Source organism: Streptomyces sp. NPDC005494 (assembly GCF_042872025.1).
Taxonomy (GTDB): domain Bacteria; phylum Actinomycetota; class Actinomycetes; order Streptomycetales; family Streptomycetaceae; genus Streptomyces.
Window position 1 is genome coordinate 195,380 of record NZ_JBIAJR010000010.1, and the last position, 13,521, is coordinate 208,900.

At 73.4% G+C, this 13,521-nt stretch carries 14 protein-coding genes; 8 read left to right on the forward strand and 6 right to left on the reverse strand.

All coding sequences use genetic code 11. The features are described from left to right. Positions 1-10: 10 nt before the first annotated feature. A complete protein-coding gene (locus ACFYQ6_RS27310; protein WP_361575370.1) occupies positions 11-2,224 on the forward strand; it encodes an MMPL family transporter in 2,214 nt (737 codons plus the stop codon). A 137-nt stretch (positions 2,225-2,361) separates the two neighbouring features. Here the strand turns inward: ACFYQ6_RS27310 and ACFYQ6_RS27315 are convergent, their stop codons facing one another. Further along, on the reverse strand, positions 2,362-2,769 hold the full coding sequence (locus tag ACFYQ6_RS27315; RefSeq protein ID WP_361575367.1) for an SsgA family sporulation/cell division regulator: 408 nt from the start codon (positions 2,767-2,769) through the stop codon (positions 2,362-2,364). A 179-nt stretch (positions 2,770-2,948) separates the two neighbouring features. On the opposite strand from ACFYQ6_RS27315, the gene ACFYQ6_RS27320 reads away from it, so the two are divergent. The 7 genes from ACFYQ6_RS27320 (at position 2,949) to ACFYQ6_RS27350 (ending at position 8,741) form a co-directional block, all read left to right on the forward strand. Further along, positions 2,949-4,004, forward strand: a complete 1,056-nt coding sequence (locus ACFYQ6_RS27320; RefSeq protein WP_388765408.1) for an energy-coupling factor ABC transporter permease — start codon at positions 2,949-2,951, stop codon at positions 4,002-4,004. Between the two features lies 1 nt (position 4,005). Further along, the gene (gene cbiQ / locus ACFYQ6_RS27325; RefSeq protein ID WP_388765410.1) at positions 4,006-4,767 is read left to right on the forward strand and encodes a cobalt ECF transporter T component CbiQ; all 762 of its coding nucleotides are present in this window, start codon (positions 4,006-4,008) and stop codon (positions 4,765-4,767) included. Beyond that, the gene (locus ACFYQ6_RS27330; RefSeq protein ID WP_361575357.1) at positions 4,764-5,534 is read left to right on the forward strand and encodes an ABC transporter ATP-binding protein; all 771 of its coding nucleotides are present in this window, start codon (positions 4,764-4,766) and stop codon (positions 5,532-5,534) included. Before cbiQ ends, ACFYQ6_RS27330 begins: the two co-directional genes overlap by 4 nt. 77 nt (positions 5,535-5,611) lie before the next feature. Then, on the forward strand, positions 5,612-6,772 hold the full coding sequence (locus ACFYQ6_RS27335; RefSeq protein ID WP_361575783.1) for a serine hydrolase domain-containing protein: 1,161 nt from the start codon (positions 5,612-5,614) through the stop codon (positions 6,770-6,772). Then, entirely contained in the window at positions 6,769-7,566 is a 798-nt protein-coding gene (locus tag ACFYQ6_RS27340; protein WP_361575354.1) for an SDR family NAD(P)-dependent oxidoreductase, read from the forward strand. Before ACFYQ6_RS27335 ends, ACFYQ6_RS27340 begins: the two co-directional genes overlap by 4 nt. Positions 7,567-7,599: 33 nt before the next feature. Next, the gene (locus ACFYQ6_RS27345; RefSeq protein ID WP_361575352.1) at positions 7,600-8,088 is read left to right on the forward strand and encodes a GNAT family N-acetyltransferase; all 489 of its coding nucleotides are present in this window, start codon (positions 7,600-7,602) and stop codon (positions 8,086-8,088) included. A 56-nt stretch (positions 8,089-8,144) separates the two neighbouring features. Continuing rightward, positions 8,145-8,741, forward strand: a complete 597-nt coding sequence (locus ACFYQ6_RS27350; protein WP_361575349.1) for a hypothetical protein — start codon at positions 8,145-8,147, stop codon at positions 8,739-8,741. Positions 8,742-8,869: 128 nt separating this feature from the next. On the opposite strand, the gene ACFYQ6_RS27355 is transcribed toward ACFYQ6_RS27350, so the two are convergent. The 5 genes from ACFYQ6_RS27355 to ACFYQ6_RS27375 all read right to left on the reverse strand — a co-directional run bounded on the left by ACFYQ6_RS27355 (position 8,870) and on the right by ACFYQ6_RS27375 (position 13,319). Then, positions 8,870-9,721, reverse strand: coding sequence for a DMT family transporter (locus ACFYQ6_RS27355; RefSeq protein WP_361575346.1), 852 nt, complete (start codon positions 9,719-9,721; stop codon positions 8,870-8,872). After that, positions 9,718-10,227, reverse strand: coding sequence for a YbaK/EbsC family protein (locus tag ACFYQ6_RS27360; RefSeq protein WP_361575343.1), 510 nt, complete (start codon positions 10,225-10,227; stop codon positions 9,718-9,720). The genes ACFYQ6_RS27355 and ACFYQ6_RS27360 overlap by 4 nt, the downstream gene beginning before the upstream one ends. 87 nt (positions 10,228-10,314) lie before the next feature. Continuing rightward, positions 10,315-11,310, reverse strand: coding sequence for an ornithine cyclodeaminase family protein (locus tag ACFYQ6_RS27365; protein ID WP_388765413.1), 996 nt, complete (start codon positions 11,308-11,310; stop codon positions 10,315-10,317). A gap of 42 nt (positions 11,311-11,352) precedes the next feature. Next, positions 11,353-12,276 carry an ABC transporter permease gene (locus ACFYQ6_RS27370; RefSeq protein WP_361575337.1) on the reverse strand — a complete coding sequence of 308 codons (924 nt, stop codon included), beginning with the start codon at positions 12,274-12,276 and terminating at the stop codon, positions 11,353-11,355. Then, positions 12,273-13,319, reverse strand: a complete 1,047-nt coding sequence (locus ACFYQ6_RS27375) for an ABC transporter permease (protein ID WP_388765415.1) — start codon at positions 13,317-13,319, stop codon at positions 12,273-12,275. The genes ACFYQ6_RS27370 and ACFYQ6_RS27375 overlap by 4 nt, the downstream gene beginning before the upstream one ends. Between the last annotated feature and the right edge of the window lie 202 nt (positions 13,320-13,521).

Consider the following 13,521-nt stretch of genomic DNA (forward strand, 5'->3'; position numbering starts at 1 on the left):
TACATCCTCCGTGGCCACATTCCTGTACAAAATCGGACGGCTCGCCTTCCGGCGCCGCCGTTACGTCGCTCTGATCTGGGTGGCGCTGCTGGCACTGGCCGGCTTCGGCGCCGCCTCCGCGTCCACCGCCACATCGAGCTCCTTCTCGATCCCCGGCACCGAGGCCCAGCGCGCCTTCGATCTGCTGGAGGAACGCTTCCCCGGCGGCAGCGCCGACGGGGCGACCGCCCGGGTCGTCTTCAAGGCGCCCGAGGGCGAGAAGGTGACCGAGGCGGCCGGCAAAGCCGAGATCAAGGGGATCGTCGGCGAGCTGAAGTCCGGCTCGGACCAGATCGCCTCCGTCGCCGACCCGTACACGGCCGGCGCCGTCAGCAAGGACGGCTCGACCGCGTACATCTCCGTCTCCTACGAGGTGAGCTCCATGGAGCTCACCGACGGGACACGGGAAGCGCTCGAGCGCGCCGGGGAGGACGCGCGGGAGGGCGGGATGACCGTGGAGATCGGCGGTGACGCGCTCCAGGTGATGCCGGAGACCGGCGCCACCGAGATCATCGGGGTCGCCGTCGCCGCCGTGGTGCTGGTCATCACCTTCGGGTCGCTGATCGCGGCGGGTCTGCCGCTGCTCACCGCGCTGATCGGCGTGGGGATCGGTGTCTCGCTGATCACCGCTCTGGCGAACGTGCTCGACCTGGGCTCCACCACCTCCACGCTCGCGATGATGATCGGGCTCGCGGTCGGCATCGACTACGCGCTCTTCATCGTCTCCCGCTACCGCGCCGAACTGGCCGAGGGGCGGGAACGCGAGGAAGCCGCCGGCAGGGCCGTCGGCACGGCGGGATCCGCGGTCGTCTTCGCGGGCCTGACCGTCGTCATCGCCCTCGTGGGCCTCGCGGTCGTCAACATCCCGATGCTGTCGAAGATGGGCTTCGCCGCCGCGGGCACCGTGGCGATCGCCGTGCTCATCGCGCTCACCCTCGTCCCGGCGATGCTGGGCTTCGCGGGCAAGCGGATCATGGGGCGCAGGGCGCGCAAGGCCGCCGAGGCGGAGAACAGCCCCGAGGCGAAGCCGAACATGGGCACCCGCTGGGCGCGGTTCGTGCTGCGCAAGCCGGTGTGGGTGCTGCTGGCCGGTGTCATCGGTCTCGGTGCCGTCGCCGTACCGGCCGCCTCGCTGGAGATGGGCCTGCCGGACGACGGCTCGCAGCCGAGGAGCACCACCCAGCGCCAGGCCTACGACCTGCTCTCCGACGGCTTCGGCCCCGGATTCAACGGCCCGCTGCTCGTCGTCGTGGACACGAAGAACAGTGCCGACGGCAGGACCGCGGTGGACCGCGTCTCCCAGGAGATCGAGGGCATCGACCACGTCACCGCCGTCACCCCGGCCGTCTTCAACAAGGCCGGCGACGCCGCGACCATCACGGTCGTCCCGCAGGACCGGCCGAGCTCCAAGGAGACGGAGGACGTCGTCCACGCCATCCGTGACGCGGGCGCGGACGTCAAGGGCGAGACCGGCGCGGAGGTGCTGGTCACCGGCGCCACGGCGATGAACATCGACTTCTCGGAGAAGATGAACGACGCGCTGCTGCCGTACCTGGCACTCGTGGTCGGGCTGGCCTTCCTCCTGCTGATGGTGGTCTTCCGCTCGCTGCTGGTGCCCCTGAAGGCGGCCCTCGGCTTCCTGCTCTCGGTCGTCGCGGCCCTGGGCGCGGTCGTCGCGGTCTTCCAGTGGGGCTGGCTGGCCTCGCTCTTCGGGGTCGAGCAGACCGGCCCGATCATGAGCATGATGCCGATCTTCATGGTCGGTGTGGTCTTCGGCCTCGCGATGGACTACGAGGTCTTCCTGGTCACCCGGATGCGTGAGGCGTACGTCCACGGGGAGAGCCCCGGTCAGGCCGTCGTCACGGGCTTCCGGCACGGGGCGCGGGTCGTCACGGCGGCCGCGGTGATCATGATGGCCGTCTTCGCCGGCTTCATCGGCTCCAGCGAGTCGATGGTGAAGATGATCGGCTTCTCGCTCGCGATCGCCGTCTTCTTCGACGCCTTCGTCGTGCGCATGGCCATCGTGCCGGCGGTGCTCGCCCTGCTCGGCAAGCGGGCCTGGTGGCTGCCGCGCTGGCTGGACCGGGTGCTGCCCAACGTGGACGTGGAGGGCGAGGGCCTGCGCAAGGACCTCGCCGACGGGCCCGCCGACGGCAGCGGGGAGCGCGAGCTCGTCCGCGTCTGACACCTCAGGACCCCGGGGCCCGCTCCCTGAGCGGATGGGCGAGCGTGGCCCCGGAGCGCCGGCCGGTCACCTGTGGGGACGGGGGGCCGGGGCGGCGATGAGCCCCCGTGCGCGCGGCACGGGGGCTCCTGCCCTGTTCAGGTGCGGGTGGCCGTGGCCGGTGCGGCGGGGGTGGCGGCGGCAGGGGGCGTGGTCGCCGGGGCGGCCGGCGGGCGTGCCGGTGCCGACGCACGCGTACGCGCCAGGAAGCGGATCAGCGGGGCGTTGTCGAACTGGAGGACGGCCACGCCGTCCGCCGCGTGCAGCTCCAGGACCAGCTGGGCCCGGCCGCACGGCCAGACGCGTATGTCCCCACGGCTGACGGGGGTGCGCATTCCGCGCTCCAGGAGGTCGAGACCGAAGGCCCAGTCGACGCCTCCGGGGAGGCCCACGTGGACGGTCCGTGGCTCCTCGGGGTCGTAGTGGAGTTCGACGGGGACCAGGCGCGGGTCCGGGCCGTCCGTGATGAGCCGGGCTCGTGCGTCTTCTTTGATCATGAGGGACATGGCCGGCTCCTCCTGTATGGCTATCGCTTCCCCTAATGTCCCATATCTTCCCATTTGGGCACTTTGAGGGGCGTACCTAGTTGTCACCTCTGCGCTCTTGCGAACTCTTTGCAACAGGGCCCTATCATTGAGCGGTTCTCGACCCCGCCCGCAGCAACGCCCGAAAGCGGAGCCACTCCATGCATGTACCCGACGGATTCATCAACGCACCCGTCTCCGCCGTCGCGGGCGTCGTCGCCGCAGGCGCGGTCGCCGTCAGTCTCCGTGGCGCCCGGCGCGAACTGGACCAGAGGACCGCACCGCTCGCCGGACTCGTCGCCGCGTTCATCTTCGCCGTGCAGATGCTGAACTTCCCGGTGGCGGCCGGTACCAGCGGACATCTCCTGGGCGGGGCGCTGGCGGCGATCCTCGTCGGGCCGTACACAGGGGTGCTCTGCATAGCGGTCGTCCTCCTGATGCAGGGAGTCCTCTTCGCCGACGGCGGCCTGACCGCGCTCGGCGTGAACATCACGGTGATGGGCGTCGTCACCACCGTCGTCGCCCACGTGCTCTTCCGCGGCCTGACCCGTGTGCTGCCCCGCACCCGCCGCTCCGCGACCGTCGCGGCCTTCGTGGCCGCACTGGTCTCCGTACCGGCGGCGGCCGTCGCCTTCACCGCCGTCTACGCGGTCGGCGGGACGACCGACGTCCCCATCGGCAAGGTCCTCACCGCGATGGCCGGCGTCCACGTCCTGATCGGCATCGGGGAGGCCGCCATCACCGCGCTGACCGTCGGCGCCGTGATCGCCGTACGCCCCGACCTGGTGCACGGTGCCCGAGGACTCGCCGCCCCGCTCAAGCTCCGCGTCGACGGTGAACTCGTCGACGCCCCGGCCGCCACCCCGGCGCCCGCCCCTGCCGCCGCACGCTCCACCCGCAAGGTCTGGGCCACCGGCCTGGCCACCGCGCTCGTCCTCGCGGGCTTCGTCTCCTTCTACGCCTCCGCGAACCCCGACGGCCTGGAGAAGGTCGCGGCGGACAAGGGCATCGACGAGAAGGTCCAGGAACACGACACCGCCGATTCCCCCCTCGCCGACTACGGCGTCAAGGACATCAGCGACCCCCGGGTCTCCGGCGGCATCGCCGGAGTGATCGGCGTCGGGGCGACCGTCGCCGTCGGCAGCGGGGTGTTCTGGGCCGTACGCCGCCGCCGTACGCCCGAGGAGTCCGGCACGCGCACCACCGAGACCGTCTGACATGGGCACCGGTCACGCGCACAAGCTCTACCGGCACGGGCACTCGCCGGTCCACGAGCTGCCCCCGCACTGCAAACTCGCCGCCGTCCTCTGCTTCGTCGTGGTCGTCGTGTCCACCCCGCGCGAGGCCGTCTGGGCCTTCGCGCTGTACGCCGCGCTGCTCGCCGCCGTCGCCGCGGTGGCCCGCATCCCGGCCGGGTTCCTGCTGAAGCGGCTGGTCATCGAGGTGCCGTTCGTCGCGTTCGCGCTGCTCATGCCGTTCGTGGTGCCGGGCGAGCAGACCGAGCTGCTCGGGGTCTCCGTCAGCGTCCCCGGCCTCTGGGGCGCCTGGAACGTCCTCGCCAAGGGCACGCTCGGCGTGGCCGCCTCGGTGCTCCTCGCCTCCACGACCGAGCTGCGCTCCCTGCTGCTCGGCCTCCAGCGGCTCAGGCTGCCCCCGCTGCTCGTCGAGATCGCGTCCTTCATGATCCGGTACGGCGACGTCATCACGGACGAGCTGCGCCGGATGTCCGTCGCCCGCCGCTCCCGGGGCTTCGAGGCGAGCGGCGTACGGCACTGGGGTGTCCTCGCCAAGACGGCCGGCGCCCTGTTCATCCGGTCCTACGAGCGCGGCGAGCGCGTCCACCTCGCGATGGTCAGCCGCGGCTACACCGGCACCATGCCGGTGATCGACGAGGTGACCGCCTCCCGCACCCAGTGGGCGCACGCCGCGGCCCTCCCCGTGCTCGCCCTCGTCGTCTGTCTGCTGGGATGGACCGTATGAGCCTGCCCACCGCCCCCGTGCCCTCCCTCGAGGTCAGCGGCCTCGCGTACGCCTACCCCGACGGCCACCAGGCCCTCTTCGGCGTCGACCTGACCGTGGCCCGCGGCGAACGCGTCGCGCTCCTCGGCCCCAACGGCGCGGGCAAGACCACCCTCGTCCTGCACCTCAACGGCATCCTGGAGGCCGGAGCGGGCACCGTCCGGGTCGCCGGACTGTCCGTCGCGAAGAAGAACCTCGCCGAGATCCGCCGCCGGGTCGGCATCGTCTTCCAGGACCCCGACGACCAGCTCTTCATGCCGACCGTCCGCGAGGACGTCGCCTTCGGCCCGGCCTCGGCCGGCCTGCGCGGCCCCGAGCTGGAGGAGCGGGTCACGGGCGCGCTGAAGCGGGTCGGCATGGAGGAGTACGCCACGCGGCCCCCGCACCACCTCTCCTTCGGCCAGCGCCGCCGGGTCGCCGTGGCCACCGTCCTCGCGATGGAGCCGGAGATCCTCGTCCTGGACGAGCCCTCCTCCAACCTGGACCCGGCCTCCCGGCGCGAACTCGCCGACATCCTGCGGTCCCTGGACGTCACCGTGCTGATGGTCACCCACGACCTGCCGTACGCCCTCGAACTCTGCCCGCGCGCCGTCATCCTGAGCGACGGGGTGATCGCCGCCGACGACCGCACGCAGGACCTGCTGTGCGACGACGCCCTCATGCGCCGCCACCGGCTGGAGCTGCCCTTCGGCTTCGACCCGCGTTCCGTGTCCGTTCCGCGTCCGTGAACAGATGGTGACCCGCCCCCCGTTCCACCTGCGGCGGGATGCACCATGGGGGGATGAGCGGGAGCACGGGAGCAGGCGTGGACGTACGAGGCACGGTGGCACCGGGATTCGAGGCGGTACGGGACGCTTTCGTCCGTAACTTCGAACAACGCGGGGAACGGGGCGCGGCGGTCGCCCTCTACCACCACGGCCGCAAGGTCGTCGACCTGTGGGCCGGCACGAGAGACGTCGACGGCGCCGAACCCTGGGCCGTGGACACCGTGCAGATCGTCCGCTCGGCCGGAAAGGGAGTGGCCGCCGCCGTACCGCTGCTGCTGCACCAGCGCGGACAGGTGGACCTGGACGCCCCCGTCGGCACGTACTGGCCGGAGTTCAAGGCGAACGGCAAGGAGCGCGTCCTCGTACGCCACCTCCTCGCCCACCGCGCGGGGCTCGCCGCCCTCGACACGGCGCTGACACCCGAGCAGGCCGCGGACCAGGTCTCCGGGCCGCAGGCCGTCGCCGCGCAACGGCCCCAGTGGGAGCCCGGCACCGACCACGGCTACCACGCCCAGACCTACAGCTGGCTGATCGGCGAACTGGTGCGCAGGGTCACGGGGCGGACCATCGGCCGCTGGATCGCCGAGGAGATCGCGCGCCCGCTCGGTCTGGACTTCTGGTTCGGTCTCCCCGAGGACGAGGCGCACCGCATCGGCAGGATCGGCCCCGTCGAGCCGCCGCCCACCGAAGGCGGCGGCGCGCTCCGCGTGCGCCCCAAACGTTCCGTCGTCGAGGCCTACGGCGACCCGGCCTCGCTCACCCGCCGCGCCTTCGGGGCGATCGACCCCTTCCCCGACGAGAACGCCCCGGCCTACCGCGCCGCCGAACTCCCCGCGTCCAACGGCGTCGCCACCGCGCGGGGCCTGGCCCGCTGCTACGCCGCGATGATCGGCGAGGTCGACGGACAGCGGCTGTTCGCCCCCGCCACCCTCACCCTGGCCCGCACCGAGGAGTCCGCGGGCCCGGACCGGGTGCTCGTCGTCAGCACCCGCTTCGGCCTCGGCTACATGCTGCACGGCCCCGCCGCCCCGCTCCTCGGCCCCGGGTCCTTCGGCCACCCAGGCCGCGGCGGCTCGCTCGGCTTCGCCGACCCCGAATCGGGCATCGCGCTCGGCTATGTGACGAACGGTCTGCAGAAGGGAGTCACCGCCGATCCCCGTGCCCAGGCCCTGGTCAGGGCAGTACGGTCGGCGCTATGACTCCTCCTCGCTTCGACGGGTACGCCGCGCTCCTCACGGGCGCGGGACAGGGCATCGGGGCGGCCACCGCCCGACGGCTGGCCTCCGAGGGCGCGGCCGTCCTCGTCACCGACCTGGACGCCGAGCGCGCCGAGCGCACGGCGGCGGCGATACGCGCCACCGGCGGCACCGCCGAATCCCTCGCCTGCGACGTGGGCGACCGGGCGGCGGTCGAGGCGGCCGTCGCCCACGCCGCCGCCTCCTTCGGCCGGCTCGACGTCCTGGTCAACAACGCCTACGGCAACCACGACGACGCCGCCCTCTTCGAGGACGAGGCCGACGAACCCTGGGCCCGTACCCTCGACATCACCCTGAGCGGGCCCTACCGCTGCTCCCGCGCCGCACTGCCGCACCTGGTCGCCTCGGGCCGGGGCGCCGTGGTCAACATCGGTTCCGTCAACGGTGAACAGAGCTTCGGCGGCCACGCCTACAGCGCCGCGAAGGCGGGTCTGGCCAGCCTGACCCGCACCCTCGCCGGCCACGCCGGACCGCGCGGCGTCCGCGTCAACCTCGTCGCCCCCGGCACGGTCCGTACGGACGCCTGGGCGGGCCGCGACGCCGAACTGGGGCGGGCCGCCGCCCTCTACCCGCTCGGCCGGATCGGCGAACCGGAGGACATCGCCTCCGCCGTCGCCTTCCTCGCCTCACGTGACGCGGCCTGGATCACCGGTACGACGCTGCGGGTCGACGGCGGCCTGCTCGCCGTCAACACCGGTTTCCGCAGGGCGATGACGGGCGAGGAGGAAACCGGGTAGCGGGACCGGCGGGCCGCGCTCTACCCTCCACCGATGATCGACCACGGCTTCACCGACAGGACCGGCCGGCGCGTCACGCTGCGCGAGGTGACCGACGCCAACTGGCGCGCGGTCGCAGACGTCGCGCCGCTCGACGGCCAGCGCGCCTACGTCCCCGCCCTCGCTGCCCGCTACCTCGTCCTGACGATGCGCGAGGACACCTGGCACTCGCTCGCCGTCCACGCGGACGAACTCCCGCTGGGGCACGTGATGTGGGGACGGGACGAGGACGGCTCGTACTGGATCGGCGGGATGCTGATCGACGGACCCGAGCAGGGCAGAGGTGTCGGACGGGCAGCCGTCCGTACGCTCACGGCGTGGCTGGCCGGCCGGGAGGGCTGCGAGGTGATCCGGCTGTCGTACGACCCCGCCAACACGGGAGCCGCGGCGCTGTACACCTCGCTCGGCTTCCGCCCGACCGGCGCCTTCGAGGACGACGAGGTGGTCGTGGAGCTGGACGCCTCCGCTGTCGGTGCCGCGTGACAGGGTGACGAGCCCGGTACGACGCGGACTCCGGCAAGGGAACACGGGTGGCACCGATGGGTGATTTCTTCGAGCGCGTCGTCGATCTGGAAGTGACGGCCGAGGAGGCCGGCCCGCTCGCCGGGAGGATGGTCGACTGGATGGTCGCCGAGGGCATCCTCACGCGTGAGATGACCAAGGACGCCATGTACAGCCTGTACGTCGACCTCGGTCACGAGCCGGGCCCCGACTGGGCGCGGGCGGTGGCCGACGCCTCCGACCGGACGTGGCACCCCGGCCCGGTCGCGGTCGTCGTCGGCCGCCACCACCACGTCGGCGGCCAGGGCCAGGACGTGGCGGACTCGGCGACCTGTCCCCGGTGCGGAACGCGCACGGCCGTCATCGACCATCCGCAGAGCTTCGAGCCGGACGACGAGGTCTGGCAGCCGTTCAGGGACGGCATCGAGACGTGGCGGGCGACGGGGCGGGGTGACGCGGCCTGCCCCGCCTGCGCCGTTCTTGTGCCGGTCACCGAGTGGGAGTTCGGCCCCGGATTCGACCTCGGGGCGCTCGCCTTCGACTTCTGGGGATGGCCGCCGCTCTCCGTGCGCTTCCTCGCGGAGTTCCGCGCCCGGCTGGGACACCGCACCGAGGAGCAGTCGGGCAAGTTCTGACGCCCGGGGGCGCCCCGCGGGAGCGCCGACCCCGCGCCCGGAGGAGCGTGGCGCCCGCGCCCGGAGGAGCGTGGCACCCCCGCCTGGAGGAGCGTGGCGCCCGCACGCCCGGAGCAGCGCCGGCCGCGTCAACTCGTGTGCAGCATCAGCCCGATTCCGACCAGCATCAGCCCGGCCGCCGCGATCCTCGGACCGCCGAACCTCTCCTTGAAGAACAGCGTGCCTATCGCCGCGCCCACGATGATCGAGGACTCGCGCAACGCCGCGATCGGCGCGAGCGGAGCCTTCGTCTGCGCCCACAGGACGAGACCGTAGGCGGCGATCGACAGGGCCGCGCCGACGAGGCCCCGCGCCGCGAACGGCCGTACCTGGGCCAGTAGTTCGCCGCGCCTGCGCCAGCACGCGTACGGCAGGAGGGTCGCGCCCTGCAATGCCATCAGCCAGCCGATGTAGCCGACCGGCGTACCGGAGGCACGCACCCCGACACCGTCGACCGTCGTGTAGGCGGCGATGGCCAGACCTGTCGCCAGGGCCGCCAGGATCGCGGCCCGGTCCGGGCGGCTGCCGTGGCCGCGCAAGCCCCAGAGCGCGAGCCCGACGAGCCCCGCCGAGGCCACCGCCACACCCGCCGTCGCCCACCCGTCGGGCCGCTCACCGACGAAGACGGCGGCGAGCACCGTCACGACCAGCGGGGCCGTGCCCCGGGCGATCGGATACATCTGGCCGAAGTCCCCGAGGGCGAACGAGCGCATCAGCAGCAGCATGTACGCCACGTGCAGGCCCACGGAGGCCACCAGGTACGGCCAGGCACCGGCCGCCGGGAGCGGGGCGGCACACGCCAGCACGGCCCCGATCAGTGCCCCGCCGCCGGCGATCAGGGTCATGGACAGCAGCTGGTCCCGTATGGCGTGCGCGATCGCGTTCCAGCTCGCGTGCGTGATCGCGGCGGCCAGGACCGCCGCGACCACCAGAGGGGTCACGCGGTCCGCTCGCGCACGTCCACGAGAGTGCCGCCCGCGAGCTCGATCAGGGTGGCCGGATCGAGCCGGAACACGGCGTGCGGATGACCCGCGGCCGCCCACACCACCGGGTGACCCAGCAGCCCCCGGTCGGCCAGCACCCGCGTCTTCGTACGGTGGCCGAAGGGCGGTACGCCGCCGATCGCGTATCCGGTGGTCTCCCGGACCACGTCCGCCCGCGCGCGGCCGACCTCGCCCGCTCCCAACGCGCTCCGTACGAGCTCCAGGTCCACCCGCGAGGAGCCGTCCATCAGGACCAGGACCGGTACGCCGTCCGCCTCGAAGATCAGGGACTTCACGATCTGGCTGAGCTCGCAGCCGATCGCGGCGGCGGCCTCGGCGGCGGTGCGCGTGGCATCGGGGAAGCGGCGTACCTCGACCTGGAGGCCGAGCTCCCGCAGGGCCTCGGCGAAACGGGGGTGCGCCTCGGACGAGGCCGGGACCGGGGTGGTGTCGGAAGTGCTCATGCGCCGCACGCTACTGAATCGGGCCCCGAGCGGGCCACCACGATGCCGCCGCCTGTGCCGAGCCCCGCCCACGGCCTCGGCTCCGGGTCAGCCGCTGAGTTCGATCCTCGTACCCACGTGCCGCGCCTGGGCGGCGTCGATCAGAAGCCTGGCCACCGCCAGGTCCTGGAGGCCGACGCCCACCGAGTCGAAGAGCGTCAGCTCGGCGTCCGAGGTCCGGCCGGGCTTCGTCCCCGCCAGGACCTCGCCCAGCTCGCAGCGGAAGTCGTCCTCGCGCAGCGCGCCTTCGGCGAGCGGTATCAGCACCTCGCCGGACTTCGCGCGGGCCGTGGAGTACGCGTCGACGACGATCCGGCAGCGCACGACGCCTTCCGTGTCGATCTCCCGGTGGTCGGGTCGCGGCGGGGCGCCCACGGCGTTGATGTGCTGGCCCGGGGACAGCCACGCCCCGCGGACCAGCGGCTCCCGCGACGGCGTCAGCGTGCACAGGACGTCCGAGGACTCCGCCACGGCCTGCGGCCCCTCCAGCACGCTCGCCTCCACGCCGAGCTCCCCGGTGACCCAGTCCGCCATCTCCCCGCTCCGGCCGGGGTCGCGCCCCCACAGCACGATCCGCTCGTAGGGACGGCCCGGGAGCAGGGCGCGGGCGTGGGCGCGGGCGAGCGGCCCGGTGCCGACGAGCCCGAGGACCCGGGAGTCCTGCCGGGACAGCGCCCGGGTGGCGACGGCGGTCGCGGCGGCGGTTCTCGCCCGGGTGACCTCGGCCCCGTCGAGGAGCGCCTCGCACGCCCCCGTCTCGGCGGACACCGCGAGGACGGCCGAGCGCTGCACCGGCAGCCCCCGTGCACGGTTGGCGGGGAGGTCGGCCAGCAGCTTCACGGCGGCGAGACCGGCCGGGGCGGAGGCGGAGGCCATCGCCAGGAAGGTGCCGTCCGAGCCGGGCAACGGCATGGCCGGCGGGGGCGGCAGGACGGCCCTGCCCAGGGCGAGGTCCCGGTGGCACTCCTCCACGGTCGCCTCGATGTCGTCGCGCAGGTCCGCGAGCAGGGCGCGGATGTCGGACCGGGTCAGGATCAACGTCATTCGTCTGTCCTCAAGGGAAGGTGTGCGGGCGGCGGCGGTCGGTCAACTGCCGCGCAGGAAGGGGACGGTCAGCCCCGAAGGCGCACGGCTGCGGCCCACGAGCCCGCTCACGGCCAGCAGCGCGATCACGTACGGGAGCGTCGTCAGCAGCGGTGCCGACAGATGCAGTCCCAGCGCGGGCGCGGCGAACTGGAGGGACTGCGCCACTCCGAAGAAGAGACAGGCCACGATCGTGGGCCAGGCCCGCCAGCGGCCCGCGATCACCGCGACGACCGCGAGATAGCCGATGCCGCCGGTCATGTTGTCGCTGAAGGCGTGCACCTCCGACAGAGCCAACTGCGCGCCGGCCAGGCCCGACACGGCGCCGGTGAGCAGCACGGCCGCGAAGCGGACGGTCCGCACCGGAAGCCCGCAGCGGTCCGCGGTGGTCGCGTCCTCGCCGATCGCGTCGACGGCGAGGCCCCAGCCGGTGCGCCTGCTGAAGCCGAAGGCCAGGGCTGCGGCGATGACGAAGGCGGCGTACCCCAGGGCGGTCTGCTCGAACAGGGCGGGCCCGAGGACGGGGACGGAGTGCAGCCCCGGGATCGCGATCGGGTCGAAGCCCGGCACCGAGTCCGCGGCCCCGTCCCCGAACAGCACCCGTGAGCCGTAGGTGGTCGCGCCGAGTGCGAGGGCGTTCGCCGTGATGCCGGTGACGATCTGATCGGCGTGCAGGACGACGCTGAGCAGCGCCTGCAGGGCCGCGAAGAGCAGTCCCGCGGTCAGCGCGGCGAGCACGCCGACGCCCGCGCTGCCCGAGGCCAGGGCCCCGGCGGCCCCCGCGAAGGCGCCGGTCAGCATCATGCCCTCGACGGAGAGGTTGAGCACGCCGGCGCGCTCGCTCAGCAGCTCGCCCGACGAGGCCAGCAGGAGGGGTACCGCCAGACGCACCCCTCCGGAGGCCAGCTCCTCCACGACCGCACTCATGAACCGCTCCTGTCACGTGTGGTGGTGAACATGGCCGCGGCGACGAACAGCACGAGCAGGCTCTGCACGATCTGTACGGAGGAGGCGGGGACCTCGGCCGCGAGCTGGAGGTTGATGCCGCCGTTGGTGAGGAAACCGAAGAGGAGCGACACGGCCGCCACGGCGGTCAGCGATCCCCGGGCGAGCAGCCCCACCACCAGGCCGGAGAAGCCGTAGCCCGAGGAGAAGTGCTCGGCCAGCACATAGGGGGCGATGGCGACGAGGGCCGCGCCCGCCAGCCCCGCGGCGGCGCCGGCGAACGCCAGGCTGCCCGCTTCGAGACGGCCCACGGGCAGTCCCAGCCGGGCAGAGGCGGCGGGGGAGTGCCCGACGGACCGCAGCCGCAACCCCACGGCCGTGTGACGCAGCACCAGTCCGGTGAGCACGGCGGCGACGGCCGCGACCACCACGATCGCCGTGGCGGGGGACTCGACGCCGCCGATCAGAGGCAGCCGTGCGCCTTCCGGCAGCGGGGCCGACTGCGGCAGCGTCTCGGACGACGTGACGGGCTGCCGCAGCAGCGCCTCCTCGTGGACCGCGACCGACACGAGCCCCACGCCGATGAAGTTCAGCAGCAGGGTGGTGATGACCTCGCTGGTGCCACGCGCGGACCGCAGCCAGGCGGCGACACCGGCCCAGGCGCCGCCCGCGAGGCATCCGGCGGCGAGGACGAGCGGGACCCCGAGCGCGGCGGGGACCCCGGAGGGCAGGGCGGTCCCCACGGCGGCGGCCGCCAGCCCGCCCGCGCAGAGCTGGCCCTCGCCGCCCACGTTCACCAGTCCCGCGCGGTGGGCGACGGTGAAGCCGGTGGCGATCAGAGCCAGTACGGCAGCCGAGTTGAGGGAGCTGCCGACGGCGTACGGCGATCCGAACATGCCCTCGACGAGGGCGTCCCAGGCGACGGCCGGCTGTGTCCCGGCGCCCATGACGAGCCCGAGACCGGCCAGCCCCGCGAGCAGGACCGCGAGCACTCCGACGGCGACGGGATGCCTCAGCGCGGTCACGAGACGCACCCGCGCCGCAGGCGGAGAGGATGCGGGCGCCGGGGCTGGGGCGGGGGTGGACAGGTGAAGCGGTGGGGGCGACATGGCGGCTCCTTGCTCCGTACGGGTGTCGAGGCGCGGGACCGGGCCGGGGGAGCGCCGGTGCGCGGGTGCTGCGGGGGTCGGGCGGGCGCGCCTTCGGGGGATGGTCCGGCGGCGCGCA